General features: G+C 72.0%; 11 protein-coding genes and 1 pseudogene. 8 read left to right on the top strand and 4 right to left on the bottom strand.

Annotated features, from left to right (window positions below; translation table 11 throughout):
• Positions 1 to 717, top strand: a 717-nt coding sequence (locus G3I65_RS31975; RefSeq protein ID WP_203612570.1) for a cellulose binding domain-containing protein, incomplete at its 5' end; no start/stop codon positions are given.
• A gap of 97 nt (positions 718 to 814) precedes the next feature.
• On the opposite strand, the gene G3I65_RS31970 is transcribed toward G3I65_RS31975, so the two are convergent.
• Positions 815 to 1,750 carry a LysR family transcriptional regulator gene (locus G3I65_RS31970; RefSeq protein WP_160699401.1) on the bottom strand — a complete coding sequence of 312 codons (936 nt, stop codon included), beginning with the start codon at positions 1,748 to 1,750 and terminating at the stop codon, positions 815 to 817.
• Positions 1,751 to 1,870: 120 nt separating this feature from the next.
• Between G3I65_RS31970 and G3I65_RS31965 the strand changes: the two genes are divergently transcribed.
• Both G3I65_RS31965 and G3I65_RS31960 read left to right on the top strand, forming a co-directional pair.
• Positions 1,871 to 2,578, top strand: a complete 708-nt coding sequence (locus G3I65_RS31965; RefSeq protein WP_160699400.1) for an SDR family NAD(P)-dependent oxidoreductase — start codon at positions 1,871 to 1,873, stop codon at positions 2,576 to 2,578.
• Positions 2,578 to 2,937 carry a nuclear transport factor 2 family protein gene (locus G3I65_RS31960; protein ID WP_160699399.1) on the top strand — a complete coding sequence of 120 codons (360 nt, stop codon included), beginning with the start codon at positions 2,578 to 2,580 and terminating at the stop codon, positions 2,935 to 2,937. The genes G3I65_RS31965 and G3I65_RS31960 overlap by 1 nt, the downstream gene beginning before the upstream one ends.
• A 61-nt stretch (positions 2,938 to 2,998) precedes the next feature.
• On the opposite strand, the gene G3I65_RS31955 is transcribed toward G3I65_RS31960, so the two are convergent.
• Both G3I65_RS31955 and G3I65_RS31950 read right to left on the bottom strand, forming a co-directional pair.
• The gene (locus tag G3I65_RS31955) at positions 2,999 to 3,397 is read right to left on the bottom strand and encodes a hypothetical protein (protein WP_160699398.1); all 399 of its coding nucleotides are present in this window, start codon (positions 3,395 to 3,397) and stop codon (positions 2,999 to 3,001) included.
• On the bottom strand, positions 3,394 to 3,942 hold the full coding sequence (locus G3I65_RS31950; protein ID WP_160699397.1) for a MarR family winged helix-turn-helix transcriptional regulator: 549 nt from the start codon (positions 3,940 to 3,942) through the stop codon (positions 3,394 to 3,396). The genes G3I65_RS31955 and G3I65_RS31950 overlap by 4 nt, the downstream gene beginning before the upstream one ends.
• 147 nt (positions 3,943 to 4,089) lie before the next feature.
• On the opposite strand from G3I65_RS31950, the gene G3I65_RS31945 reads away from it, so the two are divergent.
• From G3I65_RS31945 to G3I65_RS31935, 3 genes and pseudogenes are all read left to right on the top strand, one after another.
• Entirely contained in the window at positions 4,090 to 6,102 is a 2,013-nt protein-coding gene (locus G3I65_RS31945) for a phosphocholine-specific phospholipase C (protein ID WP_160699396.1), read from the top strand.
• Positions 6,103 to 6,545: 443 nt separating this feature from the next.
• Positions 6,546 to 7,853, top strand: a pseudogene (locus G3I65_RS31940) (MFS transporter); the annotation flags it as partial.
• Positions 7,854 to 7,962: 109 nt separating this feature from the next.
• Entirely contained in the window at positions 7,963 to 8,259 is a 297-nt protein-coding gene (locus G3I65_RS31935; protein WP_160699395.1) for a DUF1540 domain-containing protein, read from the top strand.
• Here G3I65_RS31935 and G3I65_RS31930 read toward each other — a convergent pair.
• Positions 8,247 to 9,227 (bottom strand): methyltransferase, encoded by a 981-nt coding sequence (locus G3I65_RS31930; protein ID WP_375336740.1) that lies wholly within the window; start codon positions 9,225 to 9,227, stop codon positions 8,247 to 8,249. The two genes, G3I65_RS31935 and G3I65_RS31930, sit on opposite strands and share 13 nt — an antisense overlap.
• A gap of 113 nt (positions 9,228 to 9,340) precedes the next feature.
• Between G3I65_RS31930 and G3I65_RS31925 the strand changes: the two genes are divergently transcribed.
• Positions 9,341 to 9,910 (top strand): helix-turn-helix domain-containing protein, encoded by a 570-nt coding sequence (locus G3I65_RS31925; protein WP_160699402.1) that lies wholly within the window; start codon positions 9,341 to 9,343, stop codon positions 9,908 to 9,910.
• Between the two features lie 60 nt (positions 9,911 to 9,970).
• The coding region (locus G3I65_RS31920) for an FAD-binding oxidoreductase (RefSeq protein WP_160699393.1) at positions 9,971 to 10,386 on the top strand (416 nt) is incomplete at its 3' end.

Genomic DNA, 10,386 nt, shown 5'->3' with positions numbered 1-10,386 from the left:
CGCTGCTTCGTCGACGACATCCAGGCGTACTCGGTGAACGAGGTCGCGATCAACTGGAACTCGGCGCTGGCGTGGCTGACCAACTGGACGGCGGAGAAGTCGCCGTCGGGTGCGGACACCACGGCGCCGACCGCGCCGGGCACGCCCGCCGTGTCCGCGGTCTCGGCCACCGGCGCGACGCTGACCTGGCCGGCGGCGGCCGACCCGGAGAGCGGCGTCGCGGGCTACGACGTCGTCCGCGTGGACGGCTCGACCCGGAAGGTGCTCGCCACCGTCACCGGGACGAGCGCGACGCTGACCGGGCTGACGGCGTCGACCGCCTACAACGTGGTCGTCGTGGCGCGCAACGGAACCGGCCTGAGTTCGCCGGATTCGCCCGCGGCGCGGTTCACGACGCTCGCGGCGGGCGGCTGCGCGGTCACCTACGCGGCGAACACCTGGACCGGCGGCTTCACGGCGACGGTGAACCTGACCAACACCGGCACCACCGCGTGGTCGGCGTGGAAGCTGAAGTTCTCCTTCCCCGGCAACCAGAAGGTGACGCAGGGCTGGTCGGCGACCTGGGCGCAGTCGGGCGCGGACGTGACCGCCACGTCCTTGCCGTGGAACGGTTCGGTGGCGCCGGGCCGCTCGGTGGCGATCGGGTTCAACGGGAGCTACACCGGGAGCAACGCGAACCCGGCGGCGTTCACGGTGAACGGCGCGGCCTGCGGCTGAGCGACGGACGTCACGTGCCCCGGCCGGAACACCGGCCGGGGCCGTGCGTTGTAACGGGTGCCTGATTCTCCCGCTTCCGCTCGCAGGTCGACCCCCCTCAGACCTCCGCTGAGCGGGAGCGGGTCTGCGCCGCTTGCGCGTGCGGGTCGTCCGCGGGCAGCCACGCGTTCTCGGTGACCTGCGAACCGACGTCCCGCGTCAACGCCGCGAGCACGCCGCGGACCGCCGCGCTGCTTTCGTCCCGGCGGCACACCAGCGACCACGTCCAGAACGGCGCCGGGTCCACCACCGGCCGCCGCGCGAGGTCCGGCGGGACCGGCGCCGTCTGGCCCTTGGGGGAGTTCAGCACGGGACGGCCCAGCTTGCGGACGTGGTCGAAGAACGCCGGCCCGGTGATGCCGCCGTCGTGCGTGCGGACCACCTTCGCCCCCGTGGCCGCGGCGAACTCCTCGGCGAAGGCGTTCCAGGAGGCCCAGCTCGCGGTGTCCGCGTCCACCAGCACGACCGTGTCCGCCGCGCGGACCGGGGCGGTGCCGGTGCCGATCGCGTGCAGGCGGTCCGCGCCGATCAGGTGCCCTTCGAGGTCGTGCTCGGCCAGGTCGGCGGCGCGGGCCCAGCTGATGGCCAGGTCGATGCTGCCGTCGGCGACGCGGCGCAGCTGGGCGTGCGAAGGCAGCACCCACGTGGCGACGTGCAACTGCGCCACTCCCGCGGTTCGGTCGAGCAGGTCGGCGGGGCGCCAGTTGACGTACCCCAGCCGCACCGGTTCGGTCGCGGCGAAGCCCGCCGCCGAGCGGCGCAGGTCGTCCGCCTGCTCCAGCAGCGCGCGGATCCGGGGCAGCAGCGCCTCGCCGCAGGCGGTGAGCGACACCGAACGCCGGTCGCGGTCGAAGAGGCGGACCCCGAGGTCGCGCTCCAGCGCCTTGATCTGCTGGGACAGCGACGGTCCCGCGATGTGCAGCCGCTCCGCGGCCCGGCCGAAGTTCAGTTCCGTGGCGACGGCCACGAAGTACCGAAGCTGGCGTAGCTCCATCCCGGCAGCTTAGTGCGGTGGGAGTGCGCGCCTCTCAGCTGAGAGCGAACCGGTCGTGGCGGGCCACCGCAGGGCGGGCACACCATCGGCTCAGGACGAAACCCAAGGAGGTCCACAGTCATGAGCACAAGGAAAGTCGCGGTGGTGACCGGCGCTTCGCAGGGCATCGGCGCGGCGCTGGTGGAGTCGTACCGCAAGCTCGGTTACGCCGTCGTCGCCAATTCGCGGTCGATCACCCCGTCGGGGGACGCCGAAATCCTCGCCGTCCCCGGCGACATCGCCGACCCCGCCGTCGGCGCCCGCGTCGTCGAGCGGGCACTGGCCGAGTTCGGCCGGGTCGACACCCTGGTCAACAACGCCGGCCTGTTCGTGGCGAAGCCGTTCACCGACTACACCGCCGCCGACTTCGACGCGGTCACCGGCGTCAACCTGCGCGGCTTCTTCGACGTCACGCAGCACGCCGTCGCGGCCATGCTGGAGAACGGTGGCGGGCACATCGTCAACGTCACCACCAGCCTGACCGACCACGCGGACAGCTCGGTGCCCTCCGCGCTGGCGTCGCTGACGAAGGGCGGCCTCAACGCCGTCACGAAGGCGCTGGCGATCGAGTACGCGACGCGCGGCATCCGCGTGAACGCCGTGTCGCCCGGTGTAATCCGCACGCCCATGCACCCCGCCGAAACGCACGAGTTCCTGGCGGCGCTGCACCCCCTCGGGCGCATGGGCGACATCGCCGACATCGTCGACGCGGTCGCCTACCTCGAGGGCGCGCCGTTCGTCACCGGCGAGATCCTGCACGTCGACGGCGGCCAGAGCGCGGGCCGCTGATGACCGCCGAAGCGGACGTCCTCACCGGCGTCCTGGACGAGTGGAAGTCCGCGGTCGACGCGCACGAGCCGGCCCGGGCCGCGGCGGTCTTCACCGAAGACGCCGTCTTCCAAGGCCTGCACCCCTACAGCGTCGGGCGCGCGGGCGTCACCGAGTACTACGCCTCGCAACCGCTGGGGCTGACCGCGCACTACCGGGTCCTGGAGACCCGGCGGCTCGCCGAGGACGTGGTGCTCGGCTACGTGAGCGTCGACTTCGGCTTCACCGACCGGCCTGCGCTCCCGGTCACCCTCGGCGTCGTGCTCCGCCGGGCCGGCGGCGGCTGGCTCATCGCGCACTACCAGGTGTCCCGGCGCTGACGTTTGCGCGCCGGTGCGCCGGGTACACCGGGCGAGGTGGCGTCCCGTCCGGGGTTCGAGCTCAGCTCGTGGTCTCCGCGGATCCGGGCAGCCGGACGGGCGCCGCTGCCAGCACCGGGTGCCACCGCGTCGCGTCGAAGATCAGCGTGATCGCTTCGATCTTCCCGTCCCGCAGCCGGAAGTGCTCGGCCGTGCGCTGGGCGCCCACCGGCGTCGCGGTGTGCACGTCGTAGACGAGCGTGGCCTCCGAGTCGCCGTAGAGCTCGCTGATCAGCTCCACCCCGGTCACCACCGCCACGAACGCCGCGAGCCCGTCGAGGTGGCCGCGCACGTCGCCGGACCTCATCAGCGGGCTCTCGAACGAAAAGGTGTCGGCGAGGCGGGAAGCCGCTGCGGTCACGTCGCCGTCGAAGCGCGCGCGGTGGTAGGCCTGCACGGCCTCGCGGGTCTGGTCGGTCATCGGTCCTCCAGGTAGCGGGTGAGGTGCTGGTGGTTCTCGACGAGGCGCAGGCACAGGTGCCGGAGCACCGTCGTCTCGTCGGGGGTGAAGCCGCGGAACACCGCGGCCATCGCCGCCTGGGACGGGCGCCGGAAGTCCTCGAGCCAGGTCCGGCCGTCCGGGGTGATCCGAACCAGCACCGACCGGCGGTCGCGGGTGTCGGGGACCCGTTCGGCGAGGCCCGCGCGTTCCAGGGTGTCGACGAGGCCGGTGACGTTGCGCGAGCTGACCCCGGCGGCCGCGGCCAGGTCCTTGACGTTGGTGCCGGCTTCGCGGCCGGCGAGCCGGATGAGGATGTCGAGCGCGCCGGCGCTGAGGCCGCGGTTGTCGGTGCCCCGGGAGCGCAGCTGGTCCAGGGCGCGCGCGGCCGTGCGGACGGCGGCGGCCGCTTCGAGCGCGGCGGTGTCGCCGTCGACGGCGAAGCCCGCCAGCGCCGCGCGGACACCGGGGGAGAACAGGCGGTCGTCGGCGTCCCGGCCGAACGCCGCTTCGGATACATCGTTCATAGTGAAGCACTACATTAGTACGTGCTTCCCTATTTGGGAAGCTCGTTAACCAGGGTTTCAACCGGAGTTAGCCTCTGTCGTGGCACAGGTTCTCGATCAGCGACCCATACTGACCCGGCTCTCCACCACGACACCCCCGGAGTCCCCATGACGGACGTCAATCGTCGGCGCTTCCTGCAGCTGGCCGGCGGCACGGCTGCCCTTTCCGCACTGTCCACCAGCATCGCCCGCGCGGCGGAGATCCCGGCGTACCGGCACAGCGGGACGGTGCGGGACATCGAGCACATCGTGGTCCTGATGCAGGAAAACCGGTCGTTCGACCACTACTTCGGCACGCTGCGCGGTGTGCGCGGCTACGGCGACCCGCGGCCGGCGACCCTGGCGAACGGCAAGCCGGTCTGGGCGCAGTCGGACGGCAAGCGCGACATCTACCCGTTCCGCCCCGAAGCGGACAACCTCGGCCTGCAGTTCATCCAGGACCTCCCGCACGGCTGGAACGACACGCACGCGGCGTGGAACGGCGGCAAGTACGACAAGTGGGTGCCCGCCAAGGGATCGACCACCATGGCGTACCTGACGCGCGAGGACATCCCGTTCCACTACGCGCTCGCCGACACGTTCACGATCTGCGACGCCTACCACTGCTCGTTCATGGGCTCGACCGACCCGAACCGCTACTACATGTGGACGGGCTACACGGGCAACGACGGGCAGGGCGGCGGCCCGGTGCTCGGCAACGACGAAAAGGGCTACTCCTGGACGACGTACCCCGAGCGGCTGGAGAAGGCCGGGGTCTCGTGGAAGATCTACCAGGACATCGGCGACGGCCTCGACGCCGCCGGCGGCTGGGGCTGGATCGAAGACGCCTACCGCGGCAACTACGGCGACAACTCGTTGCTGTACTTCAACTCCTACCGCAACGCCAAGCCCGGCGACGCGCTGTACGAGAAGGCTCGCACCGGCACGAACGCCAAGGCGGGCGAGGGCTACTTCGACCGGCTGCGCGCCGACGTCAAGGCGGGGACCCTGCCGCAGGTTTCGTGGATCACCGCGCCGGAAGCGTTCTGCGAGCACCCGAACTGGCCGGTGAACTACGGCGCCTGGTACATCGCGCAGGTGCTCGACGCGCTCACGGCGAACCCGGAGGTGTGGAGCAAGACCGCGCTGTTCATCACCTACGACGAGAACGACGGCTTCTTCGACCACGTCGTCCCGCCGTACGCGACCGCCGGGCAGTCCACTGTGGACACGACGGGGGAGATCTTCGCCGGCTCGGCGTCGAACCCCGCCGGCCCGTACGGGCTCGGCCAGCGCGTGCCGATGCTCGTGGTGTCGCCGTGGAGCAAGGGCGGCTACGTGTGCTCGGAGACGTTCGACCACACGTCGATCATCCGGTTCATCGAGCGGCGCTTCGGCGTGCACGAGCCGAACATCTCGGCCTGGCGGCGCTCGGTCTGCGGCGACCTGACGTCGGCGTTCGACTTCTCCCGCACCGACTCGCGGGTGCCCGCCCTGCCGGACACCGCCGGCTACGAGCCGCCGGACCGCGACCGGCACCCGGACTACGTCCCCGCCGTCCCGGCGACGAACGCCCTGCCCAAGCAGGAACGCGGCTCGCGCCCGGCCCGCGCGCTCCCGTACGACCTGTCGGCCGACGCCCGGCTCAGCGGTGGCGGCCTGGCGGTGACGTTCGCCAGCCACGGCCGCGCGGGCGCGGCGTTCTACGTCGTCTCGCCGTCGGGGGAGCCGCGGACGTACACGGCGGGTGCGGGCCAATCGCTCACCGCCACCCTGCCGGCGTCGGGCGCGTACGACTACACGGCCTACGGGCCAAGCGGTTTCGTCCGCCAGTTCCGCGGCGGCGGGCCGGGCCCGGAAGTCTCGGTCGGCTGCGGCGACGGTGATCTCACCCTGGTTCTGACCAATCCTGGCACGGCGCCGGTGCGGTTGACGGTGAAGGACGCCTACGGCCGCCATTCGGTGACGCGCCTCGTGCGGCCGGGTGGGAAGGTCGTCGAGACGATCGGGATCCGGCGGAGCGGGAACTGGTACGACGTTTCGGTGACGTCGGACGGGGATCCGAAGTTCCTGCGCAGGTTGGCGGGCCACGTCGAGACGGGGCGGCCGAGCACGAGCGACCCGGCGATCCTGACGGACTGAGCTTGCCGTGAGGGAGCCGGCAACGTCAGATCGGCCGAGGTGGTCTGCGCGGCGTCGCGGGGATGTCGTGAAAGGGTCATTCATGTCGTCTGACGAGGTGAACGACCCTTTCATGACATCGCGGGTGGGCGGATCGGCCGTGCTGCCCGACTTTGCCGGGGCCCTGTCGCCGGACGTGGTGAAAGGGGCGTTCATGACATCCGGACCCGGGATCGCGGCGGAAACCACCGGCCGGTCCCGCGACTTCGCGGACCCGCCCGGCGGCGGGCGTCGCGAAAGGACCGCTCGCGTGGGCACCCTTCGCCGTTGAAGTCACGAACCACCGCGAAAACCCGGTCGGCTCCGCGCCGGCCGGGTTTTCGCATGTCAACGGCTCTTGCGGATCATATCGAAAATTATATACGATCCTGCCCCAACGGTCAGCGGACACCAAAGGAGCCGTCATGCGACTGTTCGGAAGCATCGATCGTGAGCACCGCCGGGTGGTTCTCGCGGCGATGGCCGGGACCACCATCGAGTGGTACGACTTCTTCATCTACGCGATCTCGGCAGGGCTCGTCTTCGCCACCCAGTACTTCGCCGCGCTGGGGAAGGACGCGCTGCTCCTGTCCTTCGCGACGGTCGGGATCAGCTTCTTCTTCCGGCCCATCGGCGCCGTGGTCGCCGGGCACCTCGGGGACCGGTTCGGGCGGCGGGCGCTGCTGATCGCCACGCTGCTGCTGATGGGTGTCTCGACCGTGCTGATCGGGCTGGTGCCCGGCGCCGGCTCGATCGGGGTCGCGGCACCCGTGTTGCTGGTGGTGCTGCGGATCGTGCAAGGGCTCTCGGCCGGCGGGGAGTGGGGTGGTGCGGCGCTGCTCGCCGTCGAGCACGCGCCCGCCGACCGGCGGGGGCTCTACGGTGCGTTCCCGCAGATCGGCGTGCCGATCGGGCTGCTGCTCGCCAACGGCGCCCTCGCGCTGGCCGCGGCCGTGACGACGCCCGCGCAGTTTCTCGCCTGGGGCTGGCGCATCCCGTTCCTGCTGAGCTTCGTGCTCATCGTCGTGGGACTGCTGATCCGCGGCCGCGTCGCGGAAAGTCCCGTGTTCGAAGAGGTGCGCCGGACGCGCAGCCGGTCGAGCCTGCCGCTGGTGCCGCTGTTCCGGCACCACGGGGTGCTGGTCCTGCTCGGCGCGGTGCTGTTCGCCGCGAACAACGCGGTCGGGTACATGACGACCGGCGGGTACGTCCAGTCCTACGCGGTCAAGACGCTGCACCTGGACCGGTCCACGGTGCTGGCCGCGGTCATGGTGTCGGCCGTGGCCTGGCTGGTCAGCACGCTCGTCGGCGGGCACCTCGCCGACCGCGTCGGGCGGATCAAGGTGTACCGCATCGGGTTCGCCGTCCAGCTGCTGTGGATGGTGCCGTTCTTCGCGCTGCTCGACACCGCGAACGTGGGGCTGCTCGTGCTCGCCCTCGTCCTGTTCTCCGTCGGCCTCGGCCTCACGTACGGCCCGCAGGCCGCGCTGTACGCGGAGATGTACCCGACGCGGGTCCGCTACAGCGGCGCGGCGATCTCCTACGCCCTCGGCGCCGTCCTGGGCGGGGCGTTCGCGCCGACGATCGCGGAGGCCCTGCAGTCGAGCACCGGGACCGTCTACTCGGTGTGCGCCTACCTCGCGGGGATGACGTTGCTGGGGCTGCTGGCGACGTTCTTCGTCCGCGACCGGCGGGGCGTTCCCCTCCGGACGGCCGAGGTGACGGCGGAGGCACCGCCGCCGACCCGACCGGGTAATGCCTTGGCCCGCGAATTGCGGGGCCCGGGTCCGGGTGGGAGCGTCGGGGGACCGACTGTTTCCCACCACGGAACGAGGAGCTCGGATGACCACCACCGAAATGCCCGCCGTCCACGAATGCACCGTCAGCGGTTGCTCCTACAACCACGACGGCTGCCACGCGTTCGCCATTACCGTCGGCGGGGACAACGGATCCGCCGACTGCGGCACGTTCGTCCCGCTGAACACGAAGGGTGGCCTGGACCGCGTCGTCGCGCAGGTCGGCGCGTGCTCCCGCGCGGACTGCCGGCACAACTCGGCGCTGGAGTGCACCGCGCCCAGCGTCCGCGTCGGGGCCGGCGAGGGCGGGCACGCGGCGAACTGCCTGACCTACGAGCCGTAACGGGCCCCGCCGGCGGGCACGAATTCCAGCGCCGTCCGGCCGTCCGAAACCGGACTCGTGCCGCGCGGCTCGAGACCGCTTTCGGCGGCCAGTGCGGTGAGTTCGCCGATCGTCCGTTCGCGGCCGCCGAAGCACATCAGCATGAACAGGTCGATGGCCGTGTTCGCGCCTTGGCCGCGCACCGGCTCGACGACCACCACGGTGGCGTCCGGGGTGGCCGCCCGGCGGCAGCTTTCCAGGATCCGGCGGGCGTGGGCGTCGTCCCAGTCGTGCAGGATGTCCGACAGCAGGTAGGCGTCCGCGCCGGTGGGCAGCGGGTCGAAGAAGCTGCCGGACACCGCGCCGGCGCGGTCCGTGAGCCCGGCCGCCGCGAACCGCTCCGCCGCCGCGGCGGCCGACGGTGCCAGGTCCAGCACCTCGCCGCGGACGCCCGGGTGGGCCCGCAGGATCGCTTCGAGCAGGGTGCCCGACCCGCCGCCGACGTCCAGGATCCTCGGGAAGCGGCCCCAGTCGAAGCGCTCGGCGATCTGCGGGGCCTGCACCTGGAAGCGCCAGCGCATCTGGGCGTCGAACGAGCTCCGCAGGGCCGGCTCGGCGTCGATGTCCGCCCAGAACTCCCGGCCGTAGCGGCGGACGTAGGCGGGCTCGCCGGTGGTGATCGTCCCCAGGAGGTCCGCGAACGCGAGTTCGGCGCGCCCGCCCGCGCAGCCGATGTCCAGCAGCGGCTTCACGCCCTCCGGCGCGTCTTCCCGCAGCTGGGCGCCGAGTTCGGTGGGCCGGTACCCGGCCGGCACGGCTTCGAAGACGCCGACCGCCACCAGGTGGTCGAGCAAGCACCGCAGAGCCGGGGCCGAGGTGCCGGTCTCCGCGGCGAGGTGCTCCGCGGTCGCGCCCGCGTCGCCCGCGCGTTCGGCCAGGCTGAGCGTCGCGGCCACCCGGATCGCCATCGGGGTGGCCAAGCCGGCCATCGCGAGGATGTTCACCGGACCCAGGTTAGCGCGTGGCATCATGACGCTGAACCGAACGGAAGGCGGGGCGAGTGGACGCTTTACCGAACGGCGAAGACCCGTCGATCCGGGACATGCTCGCGGTCAACCTGCGCGCGGCCCGTGCGGCCCGCGAGCTGTCGCTCTCGGAGCTGTCCCGGCGCTCGGGGATCGGCAAGGCGACGCTCTCGCAGCTCGAAGCCGGCACCGGCAACCCGACCATCGAGACGGTCTTCAGCCTGTCCCGCGCCCTCGAGGTGGCGATCTCCGACCTGCTCGACCACCGGCCGCGCGGCGGGCTGACCGTCGTCCGCGGCGCCGACGTCGAGGTGCTCCGCGGCGAGGGCGTCGACCTGCGGCCGCTGCGCCGGATCGAGGCCGAGAACAGCGTCTTCGAGGTCTACGACCAGGTCGTGCGGGGCGACGCGCCGCAGCGCTCGCAGGGGCACGTCGGCGTCGAGCACACCGTCGTGCAGACCGGCGAGCTGCGGGTCGAGGTGGCCGGCCGCGTCGTCGACCTCGGGCCTGGCGACTACGTGGCGTTCGACGCCCGCGAGCCGCACAGCTACACCGCCTTGGCGGCCCCGGTGCACTCGGTCCTGCTGCTGCAGTACCGCGCGGACGAGCGGCTCGACGGCCGCCCGCACCCCGTGCTGCCGGATTGACAGCGTTCCGGCGGCGGACCTACGCTCCGATCGTTCGCTTTACCGAACGCTGGAGGGTCGATGAACCGAACGCGGGTGGTGGTGATCGGCGCCGGGATCGTCGGTGCGGCGTGTGCCAGGGAACTCCGCCTGGCCGGCTTCGACGTCCTCGTCGTCGACCGCGGCCGGCCCGCCGGCGGCACCACCTCCCACGGTGAAGGCAACCTCCTCGTCTCGGACAAGGGACCGGGCGCGGAACTCACGCTCGCGCAGCTTTCGAACCGGTTGTGGCCGCGGCTCGTCGAAGACCTCACCGCCGAAGACCCGCGCGCGGCGGCCGCGGTGGAGTTCGACCCCAAGGGCGGCATCGTCGTCGCCACCACCGAGGCCGGTGCCCACGCGCTCACCGCTTTCGCCGACGCGCAGGCCGCCGCCGGGGTGCGTGCCGAGCGGCTGTCCGCGGCGGACGTCGCGGCGGCCGAACCGGCGCTCACCCG

Origin of the sequence: Amycolatopsis sp. SID8362 (genome assembly GCF_010550475.1) — a bacterium.
Taxonomy (GTDB): Bacteria; Actinomycetota; Actinomycetes; order Mycobacteriales; family Pseudonocardiaceae; genus Amycolatopsis; species Amycolatopsis eburnea.
Note: the sequence above shows the minus strand (reverse complement) of the source record. Positions and strands in the feature narration are given on the sequence as shown.

Coding starts and splice junctions, on each gene's coding strand:
- G3I65_RS31925 (WP_160699402.1), top strand. CDS start 9,341: ATGCTCGCGGTCAACCTGCGCGCGGCCCGTGCGGCCCGCGAGCTGTCG.
- G3I65_RS31965 (WP_160699400.1), top strand. CDS start 1,871: ATGAGCACAAGGAAAGTCGCGGTGGTGACCGGCGCTTCGCAGGGCATC.
- G3I65_RS31935 (WP_160699395.1), top strand. CDS start 7,963: ATGACCACCACCGAAATGCCCGCCGTCCACGAATGCACCGTCAGCGGT.
- G3I65_RS31960 (WP_160699399.1), top strand. CDS start 2,578: ATGACCGCCGAAGCGGACGTCCTCACCGGCGTCCTGGACGAGTGGAAG.
- G3I65_RS31930 (WP_375336740.1), bottom strand. CDS start 9,227: ATGGCCGGCTTGGCCACCCCGATGGCGATCCGGGTGGCCGCGACGCTC.
- G3I65_RS31955 (WP_160699398.1), bottom strand. CDS start 3,397: ATGACCGACCAGACCCGCGAGGCCGTGCAGGCCTACCACCGCGCGCGC.
- G3I65_RS31950 (WP_160699397.1), bottom strand. CDS start 3,942: ATGAACGATGTATCCGAAGCGGCGTTCGGCCGGGACGCCGACGACCGC.
- G3I65_RS31945 (WP_160699396.1), top strand. CDS start 4,090: ATGACGGACGTCAATCGTCGGCGCTTCCTGCAGCTGGCCGGCGGCACG.
- G3I65_RS31970 (WP_160699401.1), bottom strand. CDS start 1,750: ATGGAGCTACGCCAGCTTCGGTACTTCGTGGCCGTCGCCACGGAACTG.